The 23,608-nt window shown below is 53.2% G+C and carries 22 protein-coding genes; 2 read left to right on the forward strand and 20 right to left on the reverse strand.

What is annotated here, in order from left to right:
- Positions 1-2: 2 nt before the first annotated feature.
- Complete coding sequence (locus NYE69_RS33605; RefSeq protein WP_445744811.1) at positions 3-356, forward strand: GGDEF domain-containing protein; 354 nt, start codon at positions 3-5, stop codon at positions 354-356.
- On the opposite strand, the gene NYE69_RS02625 is transcribed toward NYE69_RS33605, so the two are convergent.
- The 4 genes from NYE69_RS02625 to NYE69_RS02640 all read right to left on the reverse strand — a co-directional run bounded on the left by NYE69_RS02625 (position 298) and on the right by NYE69_RS02640 (position 3,927).
- Positions 298-510 carry an aspartyl-phosphate phosphatase Spo0E family protein gene (locus NYE69_RS02625; protein WP_340923606.1) on the reverse strand — a complete coding sequence of 71 codons (213 nt, stop codon included), beginning with the start codon at positions 508-510 and terminating at the stop codon, positions 298-300. The genes NYE69_RS33605 and NYE69_RS02625 overlap by 59 nt on opposite strands.
- Before the next feature lie 508 nt (positions 511-1,018).
- Positions 1,019-2,401 (reverse strand): helix-turn-helix domain-containing protein, encoded by a 1,383-nt coding sequence (locus NYE69_RS02630; protein ID WP_340923609.1) that lies wholly within the window; start codon positions 2,399-2,401, stop codon positions 1,019-1,021.
- Between the two features lie 168 nt (positions 2,402-2,569).
- Positions 2,570-2,866 (reverse strand): hypothetical protein, encoded by a 297-nt coding sequence (locus tag NYE69_RS02635; protein ID WP_340923612.1) that lies wholly within the window; start codon positions 2,864-2,866, stop codon positions 2,570-2,572.
- Positions 2,863-3,927 (reverse strand): helix-turn-helix domain-containing protein, encoded by a 1,065-nt coding sequence (locus NYE69_RS02640; RefSeq protein ID WP_340923615.1) that lies wholly within the window; start codon positions 3,925-3,927, stop codon positions 2,863-2,865. Before NYE69_RS02640 ends, NYE69_RS02635 begins: the two co-directional genes overlap by 4 nt.
- Positions 3,928-4,475: 548 nt before the next feature.
- Between NYE69_RS02640 and NYE69_RS02645 the strand changes: the two genes are divergently transcribed.
- Entirely contained in the window at positions 4,476-5,429 is a 954-nt protein-coding gene (locus NYE69_RS02645) for an Rpn family recombination-promoting nuclease/putative transposase (protein WP_340923617.1), read from the forward strand.
- Positions 5,430-5,592: 163 nt separating this feature from the next.
- Here the strand turns inward: NYE69_RS02645 and NYE69_RS02650 are convergent, their stop codons facing one another.
- The 16 genes from NYE69_RS02650 to yycF form a co-directional block, all read right to left on the reverse strand.
- On the reverse strand, positions 5,593-6,330 hold the full coding sequence (locus NYE69_RS02650) for an amino acid ABC transporter ATP-binding protein (RefSeq protein WP_340923620.1): 738 nt from the start codon (positions 6,328-6,330) through the stop codon (positions 5,593-5,595).
- 14 nt (positions 6,331-6,344) lie between these two features.
- Positions 6,345-7,016 (reverse strand): amino acid ABC transporter permease, encoded by a 672-nt coding sequence (locus tag NYE69_RS02655; protein WP_340923622.1) that lies wholly within the window; start codon positions 7,014-7,016, stop codon positions 6,345-6,347.
- A 33-nt stretch (positions 7,017-7,049) separates the two neighbouring features.
- A complete protein-coding gene (locus NYE69_RS02660) occupies positions 7,050-7,844 on the reverse strand; it encodes an amino acid ABC transporter substrate-binding protein (RefSeq protein WP_340923625.1) in 795 nt (264 codons plus the stop codon).
- A 100-nt stretch (positions 7,845-7,944) separates the two neighbouring features.
- Entirely contained in the window at positions 7,945-8,466 is a 522-nt protein-coding gene (locus NYE69_RS02665) for a GNAT family N-acetyltransferase (RefSeq protein ID WP_340923628.1), read from the reverse strand.
- A 118-nt stretch (positions 8,467-8,584) separates the two neighbouring features.
- Positions 8,585-9,961, reverse strand: coding sequence for an adenylosuccinate lyase (gene purB, locus NYE69_RS02670; RefSeq protein ID WP_340923631.1), 1,377 nt, complete (start codon positions 9,959-9,961; stop codon positions 8,585-8,587).
- A gap of 527 nt (positions 9,962-10,488) precedes the next feature.
- Positions 10,489-11,865: an MmgE/PrpD family protein gene (locus NYE69_RS02675; protein ID WP_340923634.1), complete on the reverse strand. Its 1,377-nt coding sequence runs from the start codon at positions 11,863-11,865 to the stop codon at positions 10,489-10,491.
- Positions 11,862-13,028 (reverse strand): amidohydrolase, encoded by a 1,167-nt coding sequence (locus NYE69_RS02680; protein ID WP_340923637.1) that lies wholly within the window; start codon positions 13,026-13,028, stop codon positions 11,862-11,864. Before NYE69_RS02680 ends, NYE69_RS02675 begins: the two co-directional genes overlap by 4 nt.
- 367 nt (positions 13,029-13,395) lie before the next feature.
- A complete protein-coding gene (locus NYE69_RS02685) occupies positions 13,396-14,547 on the reverse strand; it encodes a LacI family DNA-binding transcriptional regulator (protein WP_340923640.1) in 1,152 nt (383 codons plus the stop codon).
- 253 nt (positions 14,548-14,800) lie between these two features.
- A complete protein-coding gene (locus tag NYE69_RS02690; protein WP_340923643.1) occupies positions 14,801-16,945 on the reverse strand; it encodes an alpha-amylase family glycosyl hydrolase in 2,145 nt (714 codons plus the stop codon).
- 322 nt (positions 16,946-17,267) lie between these two features.
- Positions 17,268-17,555 (reverse strand): nucleotidyltransferase family protein, encoded by a 288-nt coding sequence (locus NYE69_RS02695; RefSeq protein ID WP_340923646.1) that lies wholly within the window; start codon positions 17,553-17,555, stop codon positions 17,268-17,270.
- Positions 17,545-17,976, reverse strand: a complete 432-nt coding sequence (locus tag NYE69_RS02700; protein ID WP_340930252.1) for an HI0074 family nucleotidyltransferase substrate-binding subunit — start codon at positions 17,974-17,976, stop codon at positions 17,545-17,547. Before NYE69_RS02700 ends, NYE69_RS02695 begins: the two co-directional genes overlap by 11 nt.
- Positions 17,977-18,078: 102 nt before the next feature.
- On the reverse strand, positions 18,079-18,885 hold the full coding sequence (locus tag NYE69_RS02705) for an MBL fold metallo-hydrolase (RefSeq protein ID WP_328273488.1): 807 nt from the start codon (positions 18,883-18,885) through the stop codon (positions 18,079-18,081).
- Positions 18,886-18,894: 9 nt separating this feature from the next.
- Positions 18,895-19,644 carry a two-component system regulatory protein YycI gene (gene yycI, locus NYE69_RS02710; protein ID WP_328273489.1) on the reverse strand — a complete coding sequence of 250 codons (750 nt, stop codon included), beginning with the start codon at positions 19,642-19,644 and terminating at the stop codon, positions 18,895-18,897.
- 51 nt (positions 19,645-19,695) lie between these two features.
- Complete coding sequence (locus NYE69_RS02715) at positions 19,696-20,991, reverse strand: YycH family regulatory protein (protein ID WP_328273490.1); 1,296 nt, start codon at positions 20,989-20,991, stop codon at positions 19,696-19,698.
- On the reverse strand, positions 20,988-22,811 hold the full coding sequence (gene walK, locus NYE69_RS02720; protein WP_328273491.1) for a cell wall metabolism sensor histidine kinase WalK: 1,824 nt from the start codon (positions 22,809-22,811) through the stop codon (positions 20,988-20,990). Before walK ends, NYE69_RS02715 begins: the two co-directional genes overlap by 4 nt.
- Before the next feature lie 3 nt (positions 22,812-22,814).
- The gene (gene yycF / locus NYE69_RS02725) at positions 22,815-23,531 is read right to left on the reverse strand and encodes a response regulator YycF (RefSeq protein WP_328273492.1); all 717 of its coding nucleotides are present in this window, start codon (positions 23,529-23,531) and stop codon (positions 22,815-22,817) included.
- Between the last annotated feature and the right edge of the window lie 77 nt (positions 23,532-23,608).

The following is a 23,608-nucleotide window of genomic DNA, read 5'->3' on the forward strand; positions in this document are numbered from 1 at the left end:
AGATCAATGACACTTACGGCCATGAAGCCGGGGACAAAGCCCTAAGGCATATCACCGCAGTGTACAGGACTATTTTTCGGTCGGGGGCCTTGTTTGCCAGGTATGGCGGCGAGGAATTTATCATCGGCCTGCCGGGGGCTTCCATCCGGGAAGCTGGGGAAGTCGCGGAAAGGCTCCGAACTGCTTTGGAGGGAGAGCCGTTGGGTAATGGCACTGCTGGCGAGTTCATCCCAATTACTGCAAGCTTCGGCGCCGCCCAATACGCAGGGGCGCATGATAAAGTCGATTCGTTTATGTTTATACATCGGCTTTTTTCTTTACCGACATCAAATTGCCGAACCTGTTATATTGATTAATGAGCTCGTCCAACCGTACGGATTGTTTCAGGACCAGAGCGTGACCGATCCCGTAGATCCTCTCTAATTGGACAAGCCTCCTTCGGGCTGATTCAATCCTTATTTTTAGTTTTTCGGGGCTTTCCATCAACGCTTTCCCTCCTACCGCCACCATTCTAATTTATGATGTTTAATTCCAGGGTGTGGCCCGTTTGTCAGCAATGGAACTTTCTTACAGAGGGAGGAGGGAGTGAGAGAACATGGATTAAGGACTTGTTAAGCAATCCACGAAATGCAAAAGTGCACCTCATTTCCGCCCAAATACCCCGATCATAGCTCGCCAAATGCAAATGTGCACTTCATTTCCCGTCAAAATTCTCTTTTTTATCAAATAGCCCCTTTTCAAATGTAGTTTTGCATTCCAATCACCCTAGAGCGGTAATTTAAGGAGGATAGAATGCACTTTTGCAGTTGAATAAGCTAAGTTGGTAGTTCTTCTTGCGAGTATGGAAAGTGTTCAGCTTGGTCGAGATAAAAAAAGCTCCCGGATTAAAAAATCCAAGAGCACTTTTTCTGTCTGAAATTAAGCTCCCAAGCCGTGGCCATTTATTGTGATGCCTGGATTGGGCTGTTTTCCAATAGGGACAAGTGAAATAACCTGTGCCGTTACGACTGCCGTCAGACTACATGCAGCTATTAATAAAGTCAATTTTCTTTTCATTCAGTTCTTGCACCTCGCCAATTAAAATTTTGTACCGCCGGTTAGCCTCTTCAGTTGCTAAATCCCTGTTTTGTTCAAATAGCCCTATACTTTTAAGCATACCGATGACGCTGCAAATTTCAATAGCGAATGCTAAACTGTCAAGGACATACGTTAGTCCTCGGTCAAACTCATTTTTGTTTAAATAATACTTACCTAAACCCGCTAATAAGCTTGCATACCGATCATCGGTATATTGCACGCTAATTTTCCCGAATCGGTAGTGCTGTTCTTGATATGTTAGATAGGGTTGAAATCTTTCAAGTACAAAATCAATATTTATATCAAACTTGTTTGCCGCAATTACGATCTCGCAAAGTGCCGGAAAGATTTCATTTTCCCTCGTGGAAATATACTCTACATAATCCTGCATAACCTCTACTTTGCCAGCCATCAATTGATATAAGTAACGATTACCTTCTGCCCATTCCTGAAATTGAAGGATCACACCAATTTCATCTTCATCGGGGTGCTTCACCCAACTACAATCCGTATAGAAAGAAACATAATTCAATGCATTCTCATAGTCAGCCAAATAAAAATGAGCTTCACCCAACACTAAATAGGCATACAAAATGTAAAAAATGGTCTGCTTTTTGGTTTCTACTGATTTTTTGCTCCCGCTTAACTCATAATGAATGGTTGCTTTTACTTTCAGTTTTTCTGCTAATTCTTTTAACTTATCCCAACGACGCAGAGAAGCAAACACATTAATTAAATCATTAAGCGCATCCAGTTGATAAGGTTCATCGAGCCGATCCACAAAATGTTCAAATTGCAAAGCCAGCAACAAATTTCGATTCTGATCCTTGGACAACCCTAACGTAAACAACCGGTATTGGCAAAGCGCCAGCCGCTCAGAATGCTGCTTCTGCTCACTTTCTGCGATTGATTCATAAAGTATAGCAGCCGCTTTCCATTTGTTCTCATGAAAAAACTGCTCGGCCAAGTTAAACAACAACGGTATGTAAGCAAGATTATCCATCATTAACCGAACCGATTGCTCAATACAGTCGAGCTTATTCAGCTCGGCGCACCGCTGCAAAAACGGTCCCAATCTGCGCCAGTCCGGCGCGGCCTGAAAAAAGCATTCATCAATATACATCTCATAAAAATATCCTTCGGGGAGCCCCATCCCCGTCGTAATCCGGTCAAGCTGTTGCATGGCAATAGGCCGATGCCCATTGATAATACCGCTTAACGTTCCGGAATTGATCTGCGTAAGTTCAGAGAATTGATTGAGCGTGATACTCTTGTTTTTTAAATAAGCCTCCAACTGGGAGCGAATCATCGTTGCCGCTTTCAAGTGAACACCTCCTTTAGCACAATAATGGAATAAACAACCATATATGACTAATAGTATAGGCTAATATAACATCGGTCAATAAGGAAAAGGAAATAAATGTTATAAAATTAACTTTTTCTAAAAAAATAAAACCTCGATGGTGCAGGACCGATCAAGGTAATCTAATTTTTATACACTGATATCCGTAAAATTCATTTTCTCATATAACCGTTTGTACTCCCGGTTTACTTCATCAGAGGCATACCTTCGATATTGTCCAAACAACTCTACACTTTTCAGCATTCCGTGTCCGCTGCGGATTTTAATCGCGAGCGCCAAACTATCCAGGACAAACCTCAAGCCCCGGTCAAAATCTTTTTTCTTTAAATAGTATTCCCCCAAACCCGTTAATAAATTTAGGTAACGGTCTTTAGTATACTGTTCGAAGATTTTTCCGACACGGTTGTGCTGCTCCTGGTAATTCAAATAAGTCTTGTACTTCTCAAGTATAAAATCGATGTTAAAATCGAACCGGTTGGCCGCAACGACAATCTCGCATAAAGCGATGAAAATTTCGTTTTCCCGGGTAGAAATATACCTCTCGTACTCCGGCAAAACCTCCACTTTCCCGACATTAATTGATACAGATAACGATTGCCCTCAGCAAACTCCTGAAACTGGTGAATCACGACCAGTTCATCTTCATTTGGATTTTTCACCCAATCGCAGTCCTTATACAGGGAAACATATTGCAACGCATTTTCATAGTCTTCTAAATTGAAAAGTGCGTCACCTAATTCTAAATAGGCATATAAAACATAAAAAATAATCTGTTTTTTGGTTTCCGCCGGCTTTTTACCACCATTCATCTCATAATAAATAGTTGCCCTTACTTTTAATTTTTCCGCCAGTTCTTTGACCTTATTCCATCTACGCAATGAAAGAAACACATTAAGTAAATCATTTAACCCATCCAACTGATAAGGTTCATCCAGCCGATCCACATAAGGTTCAAATTGGGCAGCCAGCAATAAGTTCTTGTTTTGGTCCTTGGACAAATTTAATGTAAATAAACGGTAACGGCAGAGCGCCAGCCGCTCGGAGTGCTGCATCCGTTCACCCTCCGAAACTGCTTCGTACAATAGTACGGCCGCCTCCCGCTTGCCTTCATGAAAAAACTGTTCGGCCAAATCAAAAAGCAGTGGAATATAGGAGAGGTTGTCCATCAATAACCGAACCATTCGCTCAATACATTCCAGCTTGTTCAACTCGGCGCATCGCCTCAAAAAGGGGCCCAACCTGCGCCAATCCGGCGCAGCATGAAAAAAGCATTCTTCAATATACGCCTCATAGAAAAAACCTTCGGGCAATCCCATCCCCGCCGTGATCCGGTCCAGCTGCTGCATGGCAATGGGGCGATGACCGTTGATAATCCCGCTTAACGTCCCGGAGTTAATCTGCGTTTTTCCGGAAAACTGATTCAGCGTCATCCGGTTGCTTTTCAAATACTCTTCCAATTGCGTGCGAATCGTAGCCACGGATTTCAAGCAGGCCCCTCCTTCACCAAATAAACCGGAACAATAATATACACTAATTTTATAATACGGCCAGCTGCATTATGGAGCAATAAGGCAAAAATGTGCATGATTGGGTCAGAATAAATAAGGTGATAAGGTATGAAACGTTACTAGTGGAGGTCAAAACATTTTAAATACTGTAGGGGAGCTGATAAAAATTAGTCGAAAAGCTAAAGTTATTTGGGGTTCAATATTAATAGTATTAGTAGCACTATTCTTATTTCTTATACTTTTGTATAATGTTGATCCAACAAATGTAATTGAAAGCTATAATGGAAAAAAACCGTGAAAGTAAGAACTTTGATAAAAGTTATAGCCTCCTCAATGTCCTGAGTAAACGCGGATTTGTTTCAGTAAAAATAACATTGCTTCTCCATGCTGATCGATGATATAGTTTACATATAAAAAACGAACGAAAAGTGAAGCACACTTGCTGGCGCCTAAGGGGCGTTGTGGCGGTGTGCTTTTTTTGTTGCGAAATTGTTGGATTATGGAAGAGGAAGGAGGAGGGATTAATCATGAGTGCTTATGAACTAGCCGTAAGAGAAAAGAAAGCGAAATGGCCGGATGGCAGGACGTTTACCCCGCACGACGAAGCGTTTAAGAAGCTGCTGCAAACCTTTTTTGCGGAGTTCATTGAACTGTTCTTTCCTGAGCTGGACAAGCTGCTCGATCATCGTCATACCCGTTTTTTGATGCAGGAGCTGCTAGTAGATATCGTTGGCGAGGAGAAGCGGACGCTGGATCTGCTGCTGGAGACGAGATACTTGGAGTTGGATGCGTACATATTGATCCACATTGAGCCGCAGTCCTATCGGGAGAACGACTTCCATGAGCGAATGTTCATCTACTTCAGCCGTTTATTTGAGCGGCATCGGAAGGAGTATAAACTCATTATTCCCATCGCCGTTTTTACAGCGGACGAGGCTAAGGAGGAGAAGAATACGCTGGTTATGAGCACGCCGCAGCAGCCGATTTTGCAGTTTGAGTATATGAAGGTGGAACTGCGAAAGCAACCCTGGCGGCAATTTATCGATTCCGGCAATCCGGTGGCTGCTGCACTGCTGGCGAAAATGGGCTATACTAAGGGAGAAGAGCGAGAAATACGCCTGGCGTATTTACGGATGATTTTAAGGCTGCAAGGAAAGTTGGATGATGCACGAATGGCCCTGATCATGTCGGTGGCCGATCAGTATTTCAATGCCGATCCCGAGCAAGACAAGCGGTTGCTGGAAGAGTTGAAAGAACAATACCCGGAGGAAGGTGAGTCCCTTATGGAACTGATGCCCGCATGGAGTCGTTTGGGGTACGAGAAAGGTTTGGAGAAAGGAATCGAGCAAGGGATAGAAAAGACAGCGCTCAATATGCTTCGCGAGGGAATGGAAACATCGCTGGTGGCCAAAGTTACGGGGTTGTCCGAAGAGCAGGTGGCGAAACTGAAGAAAACAAGCAAGCTATATAAGACGAACTAAATAAAAGATAATACTCCCACAATCTAACCGTTGTAACCCGAAACGTTAAAGACATCGAGCGTTGCCAGGTTTCGGTTTGTAATCCTTGGGAACATGAATAATATGTCAAAAAAAAGAAACCTTCTCCCCTCCGGGATCCGGTCTCCAGTTAAATCAACCTGTTCTATCCATTTGAAAAGTTTTTAAGAAACTGCTTCGTCCGATCTTTCTGCGGATGGTTGAAAAATTGATCGGGCGGGCCTTGCTCAACGATGTGGCCGCCTTCGACAAACACGATGTGATCCGATACCTCGCGGGCAAAGCCCATTTCGTGCGTTACGATGATCATGGTCGTGTCCATCTCCGCGATCGATTTAATAACCTGCAGCACTTCGGCCACCAGCTCCGGATCGAGCGATGAGGTCGGTTCGTCGAACAAAATGGCGTGCGGGCGCATGGCCAGCGCCCGAGCGATGCTGACACGCTGCTGCTGGCCCCCCGACAATGTCGCGGGGTAATTGTCCTTCTTGCTCTCCAACCCAACCTGCTTCAGTAATTGCATGCCAAGCTCGTCCGCATCCTTTTTCGGCATCTTTTTCACGACGATCAAAGATTCCGTCACGTTTTGCAATGCCGTTTTATTTTTGTACAAATTATAATTTTGGAAAACCATGGCGGTTTGCGAACGCAACTGCTGAATTTCCTTACGCGTGCAGTTTTCCGCGTCCAGCTTGGCGTTTCCGATTTCAATGATCCCGGTATCCGGTTTCTCCAGAAAGTTCAAACAGCGGATCAGCGTCGATTTCCCCGACCCGGATGGGCCGATAATCGAGAGTACTTCCCCGTCCTTGAGTTCCAGATCGATGCCCTTGAGAACCTCCAAGCCTTTAAAGCTTTTGGTTAAATTCGTGACTCTAATCATATCCCATTCAACCTTTACGTCCGGTATGGACGCTCCAAGTATTTTTCCAGCAGTTGTTGCAAATAAGTGTACACGATAATCATCGCCCAATAGATCAAGGCCACGGCCAAGTAAGCCTCAAAGAACCGGGCCGATTCCGCCGCTTGCATTTTCGCTTCCGCAAAGATTTCCACGACGCCCAAAGTGAAGGCGAGCGAGGTTTCTTTAAGCAGCGAAATAAACACGTTGCCCGTACCCGGAAGAGCATTGCGCGCCGCCTGAGGCAAGATGATACGCCAGTACGCCTGCACCTTCGTCATTCCTCCGGTTAAACAAGCCTCCATCTGCCCCTTGTCCACCGACAGAAGCGCAGCGCGAAAGATTTCCGCAAGGAAAGCCGCCTGCTTGATCCCGAGCCCGATAATCGCCGCGGTGACCGCATCCATTTTCGAGAAAAAGGGAAACAACTGCGGCAACCCGTAGTATAACAAGAACAGTTGCACCAGCATCGGGATGGAGCGGAAAAACGAAATATATACGCTAGCCAGCCCCCGCAGCCCCCGGTTGGAGCTGTTCCGCAGGAATGCCATCAGGAGCCCGACCACCACGGCGATGACCATCGCCAGGACGGCCATAAACAAGGCAATCGGAATGTATTTCATCGCATTGGCTATCGCCACTAAAATATAAGAAGGATCAAAATTCATATCGAATCGCCTGCTCTCCATTCACCTGAGCCATTACTCCGGTTTTACCGTAATATCTTCTCCGAAATATTTATCAGAAATTTGCTTGAGCGTTCCGTCGTCTCTCAATTTTTGAATCTCGGCGTTGATTTGCTCGATCAAAGCGGTGTTCTTGTCGTTCTTCATGAACGGGAACGCAACATCCTCGTAATGGAACGGTTCACCGACAAACTTCAACGGCAAGTCCTGCTTTTTGATTTCCGCCAGCAGGGACGCCTTGGAATTCACGTAACCGTCCACGCGCTTGTTCAGCACATCGTTCTGCGCGCCGTCGCGAGTTTCATACGTCCGGACCTTGATCTCGCCTTTCGTATCGAATTTCTCCAGGTTTTTCACGTTTTGCGAACCGAATACGCCGGCTACAGTTTTGCCCTTCAGGTCGTCCAATGTGTTGATATTCGTGTTGTCTTTATGCGTAACAATCGTCACCCCGGCGTAGGAATACGGAGTCGTGAAATCGTATTTGGCCTTCCGCTCGTCCGTTACCGCAACCGCGTTAGCGATGGTGTCGATTTTGCCCGTCTCCAGTTGTCCCGTTAAACCGCTGAAATCCGAATTGGTCCACTCGACGGTGTAACCGAGATTGGCGGCAACTTTTTCAATGACTTCCACATCGAAGCCAACCAGCTTGTCCCCATCTTTATAGCTGTTAGGAAAAGATTGTCCTGTCGCCCCGACGCGAAGCACCTTCTTCCCGTCTGTTGCCCCGGAATTTGAACCAGAGCAAGCGGTAGCGAGCAAGCCGATTAAAAGTATAGAGATTAAGGTAAATAGATATCTTTTCTTCATTTTTGTGTTTTCCCCCTCATTCATGATGTTATTCACTTATATCGACAAATTCGACAATTTAATGAGTTTCATTATATATATTCCTATCAGACTAGTCAACTTAATGTCGTTTTTCGCCGTCTTGCTTTAGCATACCCGGAATGAGGATTTTTTTCATGTAAATCGTAATATGGCCTTTGCCCAGATCCTTGGAGCCTTCAATTTCGTACCCGCGCCGCTTGTACATGTCGATCAGCCAAGGATGCTTGTCCGCCGTGCCCAGCGAAACGGCCGGAGATTTCAAGGTATCGCGAACGATCGTTTCCTCGCACCAGGAGATCATTTCCCGGCCAATCCCTTTCCGTCCTGCATCCGGTTCGCTGGCAAACCACCACAGGTGCGGCACCCCGAACGGTCCCGGCGACGGTCCCCACGGCATTCTGGCCGAAATCGTGGACACGATTTTTCCGTCCTCCTCCATCACGAAACAGAGGTTTTCCCGGATATTTTTTTCCACCAGGGCGAGGTCGGCCGTGGCGGCGGCAAAGTTGATACCGAGTTGGCGAATCGGTTCATAAGCGCGCAGCGATAAATCGAGCAAAGCAGGCGCGTCGTTCAAGGTTGCCATACGAAAATTAGTCATGTCGTTCTCCGTCCTCCTGCCGTTCAATGCCGATGAACATCGCCCGATTTCAGGTGCCTCACGGGCGGGTTCTATCGGGGAACGTTAATGTAGATGTTCTGTGCCGCTGTCCCCGTATTTACGCTTGTTCTTCCCGCAGCCACCCGCTCGCCTCGGCGGCGGCCAGCACCCGGTCTACCGTTTGCGGAGCCGAACCCAGATACGTGGACGGGTCCATCAACCGCTCCAGCTCTTCCACGGCGACCGCTTGCCGGATGCGAGTGTCAGCCATCAAAATATCGCGGAAAGGAATGTCCTCCTCCACGCTTTTCATACACAGCTCGTAAACGACTTCATGCGCAGTCTGCTTGCCCATCGGCTTCGCCAGTGCAAACATAACGCGCTCGGAAAGCAGCAATCCTCCGAGTTTGTTCAAATTCCGCAGCATGTGGTCGGGCTTGACGACCAGTCCGGCCAGAACCGCTTTCGTGGACGCCAGCTGGGCCGCTAAATAAATGCAGCTTTCCGGCAGCGCGATCCATTCCCCGCGCCAGGACATCGCGTCCCGCTCATGCTCGACGATCATCGACTCCTGCACGAGCGCGGCATTGTAGCGGATCGGTTTGGTGAGGCTCGCGATCCCTTCCAGCGCTGCCGGGTTCCGTTTATGCGGCATCGTCGAGGAGCCGATTTTGCCCGATGTAAACGGCTCTTCCACCTCATCCAGCTCGGTGCGCATCAAATTGTAAAATTCGTTGCCCATTTTGCCGAGCGTGCCGCTGATCATGCCGAGCAGGCCGGCGTATTCCGCCGAACGGTCCCGGGACGAGTGCCAGCTAATATTCGGCGCTTGCAGGCCAAGCCGCTCCATTGTCAGCCGCTCCACCTCCGGCCCGTGCGGACCGAAGGAGGCGTAAGTGCCAACACCGCCGCCCATCACGCCGGTGAATACCCGGGCTTCCGCTTCGCGAAGCCGGTCCAGATGGCGGATCGTCTCGTCCAGCAGCACTGCGATTTTAAAGCCGAACGTGGTCGGCAGGCCCTGCATGCCGTGGGAGCGTCCCGCCATCGGCGTCTCCCGATGCTTGCGCGCCAGCCGCGCCAGCTCGCGGGCGACCGCGCGCAGATCGCGAACGATAATCCGGTGGGCTTCCTTAAGCTGCAGCATCATCCCGGTGTCGACGATGTCCTGCGTGGTCGCACCATAGTGAATCCATTCCCCGTGCTCCGGGCCGCACAGGTTTTGCAGGGCCTTCAGCGTCGGCATCAGCGAATGCTTAACCTTCAGCACTTCCTGCGCGATTTCCTCTATATTCATAAGCTCTACCTTCGCCTTGTCGGCAATGACGGCCGCCGATTCAGCCGGGATGAGCGCAAGTTCCGCTTCCGCAAGCGCCAGAGCCGCTTCCACGTCCAGGTGCTTCTGCAGCCGGTTCTCGTCCGACCAGACCTGGCGCATTTCCGCGGTTCCAAAATTGTTTTGCAGCATAATCATATCGATAACATGTGACGGCATGATGTGTACCTCCTAAGTGTGCAAGTTCAAAAAGCGAGTTCAAAAGTGTGTGCTCAAAATGCGAATTCAAAAAGTCGGCTTTTCAGCACCGAAGCGTTTGCTTTCGAAGTGCGTTTTTTCAATGGCTTTTTGAACTACATCTAGTAGAATGATCCGGAAATAATATGGTTTATCTGCGGACAGGGGCCATGAATCACTTTGTTCTATATTAGTCTTGTGCTCAGTATCGTTCCCCCATAAAAATAGAGGAACTTTAGGGTCTTATTTTTCGAATTTGAGCCTATTCATCACCATAGGGGAACTTTAGGGTCTTATTTTTCGATGAACAGGTCGAAAGGCGGCCTTTCGCCACTAAATCGTGAAAATAGCGCCATAAAATTCTTCTATTTCACACAACATGGGGGATAGCGCTGAAATAGCGCCCTTTTTTCCTTTATGTTGTCACCCGAGATCTTCAATAGACTCATTTTGCCGTTTTCTCAAGTCTTCATTTACCATTATGCTAACGTTATTTCCAGAATCGTCTACTAGGTGTTGGGAATCAATACGTGCATATCGGTTAGCTCCTCCAGCCGCCCGACCTTGCCGGGCAGCTCCTGCCAAGCGGCGGAAAGGCCGCGCGCGGCGTCCGCATACTTGTCCATTCGCTCCTTCGCAGTCAGCGGCCGCCCGGGCGCACCACGCGGGCAATCTACCCGCTCCGTATACGTCGATCCATCGGCGTACGCGACGCTGACGATCGTAAACCGCCCCTTGGGCATCGCGTTTGGCGCAGGAACAACAGCGGCGTCGTAACGCCGCTCTACCTTGGCGGCCAGCGCCAGCAAATCGGGGCGGATCGGCTCGTCGGCAAACGTGCCGATGCCAAGCTCCCCGTCCGCCAGCGCCGCCGCAATCACGTATTCGACGCTGAAGCGCCCCTCCACGCCCGTTTTCGGTTCGCGGACGATGAGGGCCGCGTCTCCCCCGGGCGGAAAAGTGACGGTCACCCGGTCGATGGCCGTGATGTCCGCCGCCCTGCGGGCGGCACGGATCGCCAGCGCGGCATCCGCGGCATGATGAGACGCCGAGCAGCACGGATACCGTTTGAACCATAGACCGGGTTCGGCGATTTGCCACGGCTCGCCCCAGCCTTCCGTCATCTTCTCCGGCTTCGCCGCGCCCCCGCCGAGGGCCGCAAAGAAGCCGAGCGGCCCCTCCAGCGGCTCCTCCGCCCCGGCGATTCCCGCCTCCGCAAGCCGCGCCGCCAGCAAGCCCGAGCGGGCGGCCAGACCCGCATGCAACGGCTTAACCTGCGTGCCGAAATGCACTCTTAGCCCGCCGGCTTGCGTGGCCGCAAGTCCAAGCGCTTGGGCCGTCGTGCCGGCGTCAAGCCCTATTAGCCGGGCGCACGCAGCGGCGGCCCCCAGCGCGCCGAGAATGGCGGTGCTGTGCCAGCCGGCCCCGTAGGGCTTGGGACCAAGCGCCAGCCCGAGCCTGCACATCGCCTCAACGCCGACGATATAGGCCGCCAGGAAATCGGCGCCGGCCGCGCCCCGCTCCTCCGCTTCCGCCAGCAGCGCGGACAAAATCACGGCGCTCGGGTGGCCCCGGACGCTTTCGTGGACGTCGTCGTAATCGAGCGCATGGCTTAAATAGCCATTAACCAGCGCGGCATCAAGCGCCGCAAGCCGTTCCGGCCTTCCGGGCACGGACGAGCGGCCGTTGCCTGCTGTACCGCCCGCACCGATCCCAAGCGCCGCGATGATGCCAGCCGCTCCCGCATCGTCTCTAGCGGCCAGCGTCGACGCCAGCCAGTCCAGCACTCCGGCGCGGGCGGCCTCCACGGCCCGCGTATCCTTCAGCGGTTCGGAGCCGGCGATCCGCTCCGCTAGCTGCCGGGTAAGCGTCCTCCCCGTACTCATCCAAGCGCCTTCAGCGCCTGTACGGCCGTTTCCGCGAACAAGGCCGCGCTAATCCCCAGCGCTTCTTCCTTCAAAGTAAACTTCGGATGGTGCCATTGTTCCGTCCCGCCGGTCCCCATCCATATAAAACAACCCGGCACATGCTCCTGGTACAGGGCGAAATCCTCGCCGCCCATCGTCGGCTCCGCTTCCACCACTTGAAGCCCCTGCGCTTCCGCCGCCGCACGCATGATTTCCGCCATGTTAGCCTCATTATTTACCGCAGGCAGCATTCCCATCCAGTTCAGTACCGCCTCGGCCCCGTATCCGGCAGCCACGCCTTCGACGACCCGTTTCATCTGGTCGGGAATTCTTATACGCGCTTCCGGCTCAAACGTTCTCACCGTACCTTCAAGTACTCCCGTGTCCGGGATCACGTTCCAGGTCGATCCGGCTTGCAGCTTGCATACGCTGACCACGGCGGAATGCTTCGGAGAGGCATTGCGGCTCACCAAGGTTTGAAGCGCGCCCACAATGGCGCTGCTGACCACCACCGGATCGATCGCCGCTTCCGGCATCCCCGCATGGCCTCCCTTGCCTTTGACTTCGATTTCAAAGCGATCCACCGACGCCATCAACGGGCCGGTCCGAATCCCAACCGTGCCGACGGGCAGATCCGGTTTGTTGTGCATGCCGAAAATCGCCGTCACGCCCTCCAAAGCCCCCGCTTCAATCACCGCGCGGGCGCCGACCGCCAGTTCTTCCGCCGGCTGGAACAAAATGCGCACCGTGCCATGCAGCTCGCCGGCCCGCTCCTTAAGCAGCGCCGCCGCTCCGATCATCGAAGCCGTATGAAAATCGTGGCCGCAGGCGTGCATTTTCCCGGTAACGGTCGAAGCGAACGGCAGTCCCGTTTCCTCCTTGACCGGCAGCGCGTCGATATCGGCCCGCAGCATAATCGTCGGTCCCGGATGCGCCCCCTTCACCTCGGCCAGCACGCCGGTCGGCAAATTCAAATCGAGCTGATGAATGCCCAGTTCCGTAAGCCAGGAGCGAATCCGTTTCGTCGTCTCGTATTCTTCATTAGAAAGCTCGGGATGCCGGTGCAGCTCCCGACGCATTTCGACAAGCTTCGGCTGAAGCGATGCAGCTTCTTCCTTGAAGAAGTTCGATATCGTAGTCATATGCACATCTCCTTTTGCAATTAATAACAATGGGCCAGCCGGAAGCTTTCGGCCGGAAGGAGCAAAGCCGCCCAAAATGAATAATGGGCCGGGATTGTCCCTCCCGGCCGCCGCGGCTCGCCTTCCGAATAGTATAGCCGGGCGTGACCCCTTCAATCATGAGACGCTAACGTCCTTGCACCTACCACATTGCCGCGCTAAAACACAAAAGAACCAGCCCAAAGAGCAACTCTTTTGTCCACCCCACTACCTGCGATCTGCCTCACTCTTGCCAAACTGGTTTCAAATAGTATATCGGAATAGTCCGTTTTGAGATTAATTAAAAATTATAATCCGCCTAATTACATGCTGTCAACCTGCGTATAGATCAAGTCGCATTCTTTTCCGTGGAGCGCCGTACTACAAGCTCAGGTTCCACCCACCGGCGCCTGCCGGACGGCGCCGTCTCCAACCCGTTGATCTGCGCCATCAGCATTTCGCCGGCCGCGGCTCCCAGCGCAAAAGTATCCATGTCCAGGCAGGTAAGCGGCGGAGTGGTGAAGGGGGCGAGCGGCCTGTTGTCAAAAGTGGCGACGCCCATCTCGTCCGGGATGGATACCCCTTGCTCGCGCAGCTCCTCCAAGGCCCCGAAAGCGACCAAATTGCTCATGCAGATGATCGCGTCGGGAACGCTTGGCAGAGCAAGCAGTTCACGCACCAGCCTGCGCCCGTTGGCTTCGTTGGCATAGCCGGGCAGCACAGTGCCGGACGCCATGAAAGGGCCTGCTTCCGCCGCCTTTTCCTTTTGCCGGGCTGCCGCTTCGATCTCTTCTTCCCGCAGGGCTCCGGCCACGGCCGCTCGTTCTTGCGGCTTGAATCCGGGTTCGTTCGCCCAGTCTTTTGCGCTCTCCACCGCGGCAAGCGCGTCGCGGAACCCCGCCACCCTCGCTTCAAACATCGGATCGCCCCGCTCCCCGCCAATAAAGGCGGGATTGCGGTATCCCCGGGCAAACAAATGGCTGGCCAGCATTGCGGCCCCGCGGCGGTTATTGATATCGACCCAGCACAGCGGGGCCACCCCGGGGATTTCGCCGATCGAAATATAAGGAAAGCTCAACTCGTTCAGCTCCCGGGCCAGTTCCGGAGTCAAGATGGAATTGTCCATAATCAGCCCGTCCACTTTGCGCCCCAGCACAAAACGGCTGACAAACCGCTCTCTTCCGACATGTTCGATATTGCCGATCGTCAGTTCGTAGTCAAGCGGCCCGATGACGCTCTCCACGCCGCCGATAATATCGTAGAAGGAAGCGTTCAAAAAATCGCTTTTGCGCGACAGATCGATAACCAGTCCGACATTATAGCCTTTTTGTTTCGCTAACCGCGTGGCCAAGCTGCTTGGTTCATAATTCATCTCGCGCATGACGGCCCTAACCTTGGCCTTGGTCGCTTCCGAAATGCTCGGCGCGTCGTTCAGCACTTTCGACACCGTTGATTTGGCCACATTCGCGGCCTTGGCAATGTCGTTAATCGTCACCTTCATCGTATTGGACCCTCTTCAAAATAGACAATCATTTTATAACCCCATCAACAATTATATCGGTTTTTCGTCCTTCACAAAAGCTGGAAATTTAAGCGCATACAAAGAAAACACGGGATCTCCGCTTGCCCTCCGGCAGCAGAGATCCCGCACCTGTATTTCACAATCCTCCCCGCACGTTTGCACGTCAACTTGAACTGCCGGCCGCCGCAGTTTTTTGCCGGATGCCTCTCGTTCAGGCCGGCCGCTTAGCCGCTTAATTTTGCCAGTCCACCGTCACCGTCCCTATGCCGCTGGCCGGCGTCGTGTACGTATGGTTGCCCCCGCCTTCCCAAGTTACCGTACCGCCGCCCTTTTTAATAAATTTAAATTCCAGCTTTGTCCCCGCCGGCACGCTGACATCGTAATACCAGGACGGGTACTTGGCGATCACCTGATTGTACATCGGCCCAATCGCTTTGTTCGGGTCCCAGGAGCCGAGCTCGGCGACGTTGCCGACAAGATAGACGTTTGTTCCGTAATCGGTATTGGCTTGATTGACCAGGAAACGGACCGTGACCTGATCCCCCGTCAGTACATTGAAGCTTTTGAATGTATTGCTGGCGGTGCCGGACGACGTTTTGACCGATACGCCCGTTTTGCCCGCCGCGGCCTTCGGTATGACCGCCTTAATCTGCGTATCCTCCCAGCTTACGATGCCGGAGCCGGTCACCGCCGTCGTCCCGAAATAAACCGTGCCCGCCGTGCCGCCAAAGCCGCGGCCGTCAATCGTCACCGTATTCTCCGGCTGGCCCATGGTGGGACCCACATTGCCGATCGCCGGCGACGTTTCCGGCGCTGTGTACTGCCATACTGCCGTGCCGCCGGCCGCCAGCGTAAAGTTGGTGACGGCGCCGCCGCTGCCTACGGTAATGGAGTTGCCGTTTAAGAGTCCGTTCAGTTCATCCGAATAAGTGCCCGCCGGCAGCGAACTCAACAGACCCGAAATCGGATAAGAGGCGGATGCGCTCCGATTGATCGCCACCAAAGCGGCGCTGCTGCCGAATTTGCGTTCAAAAATCAACACATCGTTGTTGACCCAGCGCTCTGTAGTCGTCCCGTAAGCGATGGCCGGATTCGATTTGCGCAGCGGCGCCAATGCCTGGATCACTTTATAAGCCGTCGTCCCGGTATTAAACGAGGTCATCATCGCCCGGTTGTTGGGGTCGCCATCGCCGGTCATGTACTGCTCCGTGCCGTAGTAGATGGCTGGCACGCCGCGGGAAGTCAGCGTCAGCGTAAGCGCTTGCTCAGTCGCCCGCGTACCGGAACCGGCAACCTGGAACCGGTCCATATCATGGTTGTCGATGAAGGTCACCATATTGTTGATGTAGTCGTATTGCGACTCCGTGCTGGCCAGCACCTCATAGAGATCCTTCATCGTTTCCGTTTTGTCCCGGAACACTTCGCGCACTTCCTGCGCGTATTCAAAGTCCAGCAGGTTCATCCCGCTTTCGTTGGCGAATTTAATGTTGTCTCCGTCGGTTTGATCCGCGCCAAGATACCATTCCCCGAACGTAAATACCGGATGATCGCCGCCGTAAATCGAGGAAACGAAGCTTTTTTGCCAGCCGAAAGGCATATGCTTCACCGCGTCAAAACGAATCCCGTCCACACCCATGCCGAGCCAAAGGTCGATAGCGCTTTTAAAATAAGCGTCCATCGCGCTGTTGTTATGGTTGATGTCCGCCAGGTCGTAGAGGTTCTTGTAAATGCCGTCTTCAATCGTGGAAAAATCGGTGCCCCCGTTATGATGGAAAAGGCTGGCCGTATCATTGCTGTAGGTGCCGAGCAGCGAACCGTTATCATACAGCGCGCCGTTCTCGGCGAAGCCGGGGTTGTCCCTGTCGGCCGGAGACGTGTGGTTGGGGGCGAAGTCGATCACGACCTTGATGTTATGAGCGTGAGCCGTATCAATCAGATTTTGAAAATCGGCAAAATCCCCGAAAGCGTCGTTGGTTTGCTTAAAATCCCTCGCCCAGTAGCCGTGATAAGACGTATTGTTAACGCCGGAATACTTGATGACGGAGGTGATATTTTCCACAGGCTGGGATATCCAGAGGGCGGTGACGCCCATGCCGGTCAAATAACCGTCGTTAATCTTGTCGATAATCCCCTGCCAGTCTCCCCCGAAATAGAGCTTCAAATTGGATCGGTCGCCGCTGAACGCATCCCCCGCCGGATTGTTCGTCCTGTCCCCGTCCGCGAAGCGGTCGGTCACAATCTGATAAATGACGTCCGTACTGAAATTGACCTTGTTGTCCACGCTCGTATCGGGCGACGCCCATGCGGGCAGTGAAATCCCCAACGCCATGCTTAGCGAAAGCGCCAGGGAGGTCAAACGTTTGTACCGCGATTTCATTGTCCTACCTCTCCTCTCAAATGTTCTGCCGATCTTTGGGAGTCGAGCCTGCCTGAACCTGCCTAAGGCGGGTGCGCAACCGCCGGAGTCAGAATGGCAGACGCAACAATAAAACGCTTACACAATTCAAGGAAACCGGTTTCTTTCCTAAAAATACCATTCCCGATCAGGACAAGTCAATACTAAATTTGGAATTTTCCAACAGGTAGAAAAAGAAACACCGTCATAGAGGCTCAATAAGCGTTATCACTACCAACCGTTAGCGCAGAAGCCAAAAAGGCCCCCCTGTCATTTGCAATGACGTACGGGAGGCCGTGTTTTTCTATTTTTCCGGATAAAATAACACCTTGTCCTTGCTAATACTCTCCAATAAATACTCATTGTCGACGAAAGGCAATTCGACGATATCTATTTTGAGAAAACCTGCCGCATCATCAAGAGCGCTTTTAACATGGGGAGGAAGCTCTTGTTCTACCGACAAATCGATGTCCGAACTTGCTGTACTGTCGCCTCTGGCCCTGGAACCGAAAATATAAACGTTCGATAATCCGCTAGACTTACAAACTTCCAACAACCTGCGATGAATCCGATCAGGGATATCAAAGGGCATTTTCCACATACTCCTTCAGAACTTGCCGCAATTTTTTAAATTCCTCCAGATATATTTTGGTGATGCGTCCATACACGGAATCGGCTTTTGCTTCAAAATATTGATGCGTAGTGGTATTACGATCATATACTATATCTTCCCATAGAACGGCATCTTCGATCCAGCCTCTAGACAGAGTTTCACGAAAAATATCTTTAGGGTAAGGCGGAATATTGGCCAATCGTTCTTGAAAAATTGAATGAAGCAGCCCCTTTGCCATTTCATATGTATATTCGAACCTTTTTATAACCGAATCCCGAATATACACATTGTAAGGTTGCGCACAGGCGTCTTCCAGCATTTCAACTGCGTTATAAAACAAACGAAACTTAAACAATACCCGCTCACGAGCCTTGTCCTTTCCTGAATTGAATACATTCATCCTATCCACGACACAATCCCCTCTCAATATAAATTAAATGGATCGCCATGACGTATAGGTAATGTAGATAATAACCATCATGCCCGGTTTCACTGCCAACAATCACCGCTCCTTCAGCACATCCCAGGGCGTCGGGCGGTCGTAATACGTGTCGCACAGCTTGAACTCGCTGTCCTTGTAGAAGCAGCCGCGGTCCTCCATGGCGCTGCGCACGGACATTTTGGCCAGGTCGAGCATGTTGTGCTCGCGGCTCAAATGCGCCAAGTACACCCGCTTTAGACGGCCGTTCAGAATTTCGCTCATCAGCTCGCCGGTCGCTTCGTTGGACAAATGTCCCAGATCGCCAAGGATGCGCCGCTTAATGTTCCACGGGTAACGTCCCATCCGCAGCATCTCGATATCGTGGTTCGCTTCGAGCACCAGCACGTCGGCGTCGCAGATCGCTTCCTTCACCTTGTCGCTGGCATACCCGAGATCGGTGCACACGCTCAGCTTCTCTTTGCCGTCGTAAAAGTTGTAGCCCACCGGTTCGGCGGCGTCATGCGAAATTGCAAACGACTCCACCCGCAGCGAGCCGAAGTCGCGTGTTTCCCCCGTCCCCAGCACACAGCGCTGCTCGTCCGGGATCGCCCCGATCGCTTTGTCCATGGCGGCCCACGTCTTTTCGTTGGCGTATACCGGGAGATTGTACTTCCGGGCTACCGCGCCCAAGCCTTTGATATGGTCGGAATGCTCATGCGTAACCAAAATGCCGGACAGCTCTTGCCCGGTCACTCCCCGCTCCATCATCAGCTCGTCGATCCGCTTCGCGCTGAAGCCCGCGTCGATCATCAGCGTGACTTCCCCATTCGCGACCAGCGTTGCATTGCCTGTCGAACCGCTCGACAGCACCGAAAAACGTATCCCCATGATCTCCCATTACTCCTTTGTCTTCTCTGTGTTCGGACTGATAACGTCCCCGCTGATGCCCTGTACGTAGTACTCTTTGCCGCTCTCCAGCATAAACCGCCAGGCCGGCGCGGCCGGCAGGTGCGCGTCGGAATCGAACACTTCGCCATAGTAACCCAATTCGATTTCCGTCACAACCGATCCTTCCGGCAGGAAGTTCTCGATCAGATTGCCCAGCGCCTTCGACGCCGACAGCACCCGCTGCGGCTTCTCTTCCCCGGGGTGGCTGATTTCGATCGCCTGGCGCTGGTACGAAACAATCTTCTGATTGCTGCCCAACAGCTTCATCTCGATTTTAAACAGCGGCCACTTGCCGTCGACGAGCGGATGCAGAACAAACACGTCCGCGCTGCTCGCCACCTCGTCGTACCGGTATTGATCGATATCCGGCAGTGTGTTCTTTAACGCCAAGGCCAGCTCGCGCGGCGAAAAAATCAGCTTGCTGTCCACCGGCGCCGGCAAATCCACGGTTTTTCCCTGCTGCTCGTCATCCACGAAGCGGTAAGCGATTTTAGCCAGCTCCGGCGTCTCCGTCGGAATTTTGGCCAGCACGCGGATCTGCTTCTCATCCATGATCCTTTGCGTGTTGTTATCCAGGGAGGTGATATCCAGATTGGAGTCCCTTTGCTCCCGCACACCGTTCCACAGCTGATAGCCAAGCACCAGGTTCAGCAGCAAAAACGCGTAAATCAGCACATTTTTCGCCCGGCCCCAATCCATGATTCATCCCCCCTTCGCTAAAGTCGTAAATCTATATTTGCGTCCCCGCCTCTACCTCAGCATCCGGATCGCCCCGTTGCTCAGCTCGGCCACCCAGGTCGGCGCAAGCAGCAGCCCGTCCTCGGACAAGGACGGCAGATAGGCCGGGTACAGGCGGGCGATGTCCGCCCCCGTCTGCAGCTTGGCGATCTGCTCCCGCAGCGTTTTGCCGCCGGGCAGCGCGACGACCTTCTTCTCCCAGTTGCCGCCCGCGCTGTAGATCAGCGACCGTTCGTAGGCGGTGATCGTCCCCTGGCGCATGACCAGGGAAATCGCTCCATAATGGAACGAAGGCAGGTCGAGGATCGGAAAAGCGCCGTACTGTCCGATTCCGTAATACTGCTGAAAAACAACCCGAGGCTCGTCTTCATTCAGCCCGTCGGCCTGCTCCAGCCGGTATTTGCCGTTCCAGCCGCCGTGCTGGTTGACGAAGTCCACCGCCGACAGCACGTTTTTGCTCGGGCTGTTTTCGCCTCCCGAAGGGGCCGCCGGATCGGTGTAGTTGATCCAGTTCCGGTCCTGTTTGACCTGCAGGCTGCGCTTGCTGTCCGTATAAATTTCCGAACCGTCCTTTTCGCGGATGTACCGGGTAATGCTCGGGTCGAAAAAGAGGCTGCGCTGCATCTGTTCCGTCGAATACACCCCGATGTTCAGGCCCGTTTCCACCAGTTCGACCGGCTCCTCGGGAAGGTAGTAGCCGTCCGCCGTCAGCGAGTACGGCACCCAATTTTTGCCGAAATCGGCCTGCTGCTGCACGTCCTGCACCGTCAGGTCGGCTTTGGTCGCCTCATAAACGACATCCCCCTGCGAGCTGAAGAAAAACACCCGCACCTGGTCCTCGGTTCCCGTGTTGTAAATGAGCAGCCGGCTGACCGTTTCCGCGTCGAACAGCGGATCGGGAGCGATCTGCATCACCTTCTGCAGCAGTTCGACCGGGATGCCGTCCCCAAACTCCAGCTCGATGCCGACATGTTCGCCGCGGATCGCCGGCCAATCGAAGTTTTGCACCGCGTGGCGCTGAAAACCGTCAAATTGCCGGACCTTCAGCCGCGAATAAATCAAATTGTAAAACGTCGAATCGGGATAAAAAACGGTATGCCGCTCCTTGCCCAAATGCACCGCAATCTGCGCCGGATACAGCATATCCTCGCTTTTCAGGGCGGTTCCCATGTTTTCCGTGCGGATATAGTCGCTTCCCGACTTGACGACCGGATTGCTCCCCGGCAGCTGGTAAATCAGAAAATAGCTTTGGATCAGGCTGCACGCCACCAGCAAGGCCAAGGTCAGCGATTTAACCTTCTCTTTCATCTCGCTTCGCCTCCTTGGGGTTCCATCGGCAGCGTAAAGGTCACTTTCGTGCCTTTGCCGAATTCCGACTGCAGGGAGATCGTCCCCCCGTGCGCCTTCACAATTTCCCGGGCAATCGACAGGCCGAGGCCCGTACCGCCCATATTCCGCGAACGCGCCTTATCCACGCGGTAAAACCGCTCGAAAATCCGGTCCAGGTCCTTTTTCGGGATGCCGATCCCGTTATCCTGCACCGAGACGGCGAGCTGCCCGTCTTCGCTCTTGCGGGCCTCCAGCGCGATCGTTCCGCCTTCCGGCGTATATTTCATCGCGTTCGAAATAAGGTTGTCCAGCACCTGGTCGATTTGGTCCCGGTCCAGCCAAGCCGTGTCCACATCGCTGGCGATAAACAGCGTCGGCTTGATCTCTTTCTCCTGCATTTGAAAAGAAAACCGGTCGGCCACCTCCTCCAGCATCTCCATCACGCTGGTCGGCTGCTTGCGCAGCTGCGCTTCCTTGGAATCGAGCCGCGACAAGTGCAGCAGGTCGGTGACGAGGCGGATCATCCGCTCCGTCTGGTTCTGGATGACGGCGGTAAACCGCGGACCCAGCTCCGGGTCCTGCAGGGCCCCGTCCTCCAAGGCCTCCGTGTAGCTTTTGATCGTCGTCAGCGGCGTGCGCAGCTCGTGCGACACGTTGGCCACGAATTCCCGCCGGGAGGCCTCCAGCTTCTCCTGCTCCGTGACATCCTGCAGCACGGCGATCGTGCCGATGATCCCGAACTCCCGCCGGTGAATCGGCGTAAACGTCACCCGGATCAGGTACACGTTGCCGTCCGGTCCGCCGTTCTCCAGAATCGTCGAATGCATCGCCCCCTGCTCCAGTACGCCCTGCTCCTCCGGCGGCAAATGGAGCAGCGACATGATGTCCGTCCCAAGGGCCAGGCCGTCTTCGACCTGCAGCATCTCGCCGGCCCGCCGGTTCATCAGAATGACCCGGCCGGTCTCGTCGGTCGCGATCACCCCGTCGCTCATGTTGGTCAGAATCGAAGCGAGCTTCTCCTTCTCCTCTTCGTTTTGCGCCAGCGCGTCGCGCAGCCGGCTCGTCATATAGTTAAACGCCTTGCTGAGCTGGCCGATTTCATCGTTGCCGAGCACGGCCATTTTCTGGTGAAACTCCCCTTCCGCCACCGCCGTGGCCCGCCGCGTCAGCTCCTTGATCGGCGACGTGATCGTATGCGCCAGGATGACGCACAATACCACCGTCAGGCCCAGCGCCAGCAAAATCCCGGAAATAAAGATGTTATTAATCCGCTCCATCGTGCTGTACAGCTCGGTCATAGAAGCCGCGATATAGATCGCGCCGACGATTTTCCCGCCGCTGACGACGGGTTTGGCGACCACTTTCTTGCGGACGTTGTCGTCGTCGATGATGTATTCCTCGTTGTCCCGGATACCTTGCAGCGCCCGGCTGACCACGGTTTGCGTGTTTTTCGTGCCGACGTAATCGGCGTGCGATGGTTTGGACGTCGTGAGCACCTTGCCGCTGGCGTCAAGCACTTGAATCTCCGCCCCGTTAATGCTGAACAGATTGTTGACGAGCACGCGGAGATTTTCCAGCGATTCCTCCGCCGACTCCCCGGACACGCCCAGGTTTTGCGCCGCCAGCACGGAGATCAGCTCCGCCCGCTCATTCAGATCTTTGCTGAAATTGCTGGTCAGCGAGGTTTTCATCGCGCTCACGAAATAGACCCCGATCAGTTGCATCGCGATCAGGATCAGCAGTACGTAAATAATGATGAGCTTGGCCTGGATCGTGCGAAAAAAGGAGGGCAGATTCATCGCTTAGAATCCACCCGCCTTGGAGCTCCGCATCATGTAACCGAGCCCGCGCCGCGTTAAAATATACTCCGGCTTGCTCGGGTCTTTCTCGATCTTCTCGCGCAGCCGCCGGATCGTCACGTCGACCGTGCGCACGTCGCCGAAATATTCGAACCCCCACACCGCTTGCAGCAAATGCTCGCGGGTCATGACTCTGCCGGCGTTTTTGACCAGGTAATGCACCAGTTCGAATTCCCGGTGGGTCAAATCCAGCGGCTCGCCGTTCTTATGCACCGTATACATGTCCGTGTCGATGTACAGCTCGAACAGGCTGATGCCCTGCTTCGTATCTTCGGCCCCGTCCTGCACCGCCGGCTTCTGCCGTCTGCGCATCTGCGCCTTGACCCGGGCCAGCAGCTCCCGCGTGCTGAACGGCTTGGTCACATAGTCGTCCGCCCCAAGCTCGAGCCCCAGCACTTTGTCGATCTCCCCGTCCTTGGCGGTCAGCATGATGATCGGCGTTTCCAGCTTCGCCCGCACCTCGCGGCATACATCCATGCCGTCTTTGCCGGGCAGCATCAAATCGAGCAAAATGAGGTCCGGCTGCTCGGAAAACGCCAGCTCCACCGCCTCGATGCCGTCGAAAGCGAGAATGACCTCGTAGCCCTCTTTTTCTAAATTGAATTTTAAAATATCCGCAATCGGTTTCTCATCGTCCACTACCAAAATTTTGCCTTGCATGACACAGGTTCACCCCCAAACTCTCGGTCATGGCTTCCATCTCCCTCTATCTTACCATATCCTCGGCGGCATCAGCC

Source organism: Paenibacillus sp. FSL R5-0527, from assembly GCF_038008055.1.
Classification (GTDB): domain Bacteria; phylum Bacillota; class Bacilli; order Paenibacillales; family Paenibacillaceae; genus Fontibacillus; species Fontibacillus macerans.

Coding starts and splice junctions, on each gene's coding strand:
- NYE69_RS02655 (WP_340923622.1), bottom strand. CDS start 7,016: ATGAATTTTGATCCTTCTTATATTTTAGTGGCGATAGCCAATGCGATG.
- NYE69_RS02695 (WP_340923646.1), bottom strand. CDS start 17,555: ATGCCCTTTGATATCCCTGATCGGATTCATCGCAGGTTGTTGGAAGTT.
- NYE69_RS02660 (WP_340923625.1), bottom strand. CDS start 7,844: ATGAAGAAAAGATATCTATTTACCTTAATCTCTATACTTTTAATCGGC.
- NYE69_RS02625 (WP_340923606.1), bottom strand. CDS start 510: ATGGTGGCGGTAGGAGGGAAAGCGTTGATGGAAAGCCCCGAAAAACTA.
- yycI (WP_328273489.1), bottom strand. CDS start 19,644: ATGGATTGGGGCCGGGCGAAAAATGTGCTGATTTACGCGTTTTTGCTG.
- NYE69_RS02700 (WP_340930252.1), bottom strand. CDS start 17,976: ATGAATGTATTCAATTCAGGAAAGGACAAGGCTCGTGAGCGGGTATTG.
- NYE69_RS02680 (WP_340923637.1), bottom strand. CDS start 13,028: ATGACTACGATATCGAACTTCTTCAAGGAAGAAGCTGCATCGCTTCAG.
- NYE69_RS02690 (WP_340923643.1), bottom strand. CDS start 16,945: ATGAAATCGCGGTACAAACGTTTGACCTCCCTGGCGCTTTCGCTAAGC.
- NYE69_RS02650 (WP_340923620.1), bottom strand. CDS start 6,330: ATGATTAGAGTCACGAATTTAACCAAAAGCTTTAAAGGCTTGGAGGTT.
- NYE69_RS02675 (WP_340923634.1), bottom strand. CDS start 11,865: ATGAGTACGGGGAGGACGCTTACCCGGCAGCTAGCGGAGCGGATCGCC.
- purB (WP_340923631.1), bottom strand. CDS start 9,961: ATGCCGTCACATGTTATCGATATGATTATGCTGCAAAACAATTTTGGA.
- NYE69_RS02705 (WP_328273488.1), bottom strand. CDS start 18,885: ATGGGGATACGTTTTTCGGTGCTGTCGAGCGGTTCGACAGGCAATGCA.
- NYE69_RS02665 (WP_340923628.1), bottom strand. CDS start 8,466: ATGACTAATTTTCGTATGGCAACCTTGAACGACGCGCCTGCTTTGCTC.
- yycF (WP_328273492.1), bottom strand. CDS start 23,531: ATGCAAGGCAAAATTTTGGTAGTGGACGATGAGAAACCGATTGCGGAT.
- NYE69_RS02685 (WP_340923640.1), bottom strand. CDS start 14,547: ATGAAGGTGACGATTAACGACATTGCCAAGGCCGCGAATGTGGCCAAA.
- NYE69_RS02645 (WP_340923617.1), top strand. CDS start 4,476: ATGAGTGCTTATGAACTAGCCGTAAGAGAAAAGAAAGCGAAATGGCCG.
- NYE69_RS02715 (WP_328273490.1), bottom strand. CDS start 20,991: ATGAAAGAGAAGGTTAAATCGCTGACCTTGGCCTTGCTGGTGGCGTGC.
- walK (WP_328273491.1), bottom strand. CDS start 22,811: ATGAATCTGCCCTCCTTTTTTCGCACGATCCAGGCCAAGCTCATCATT.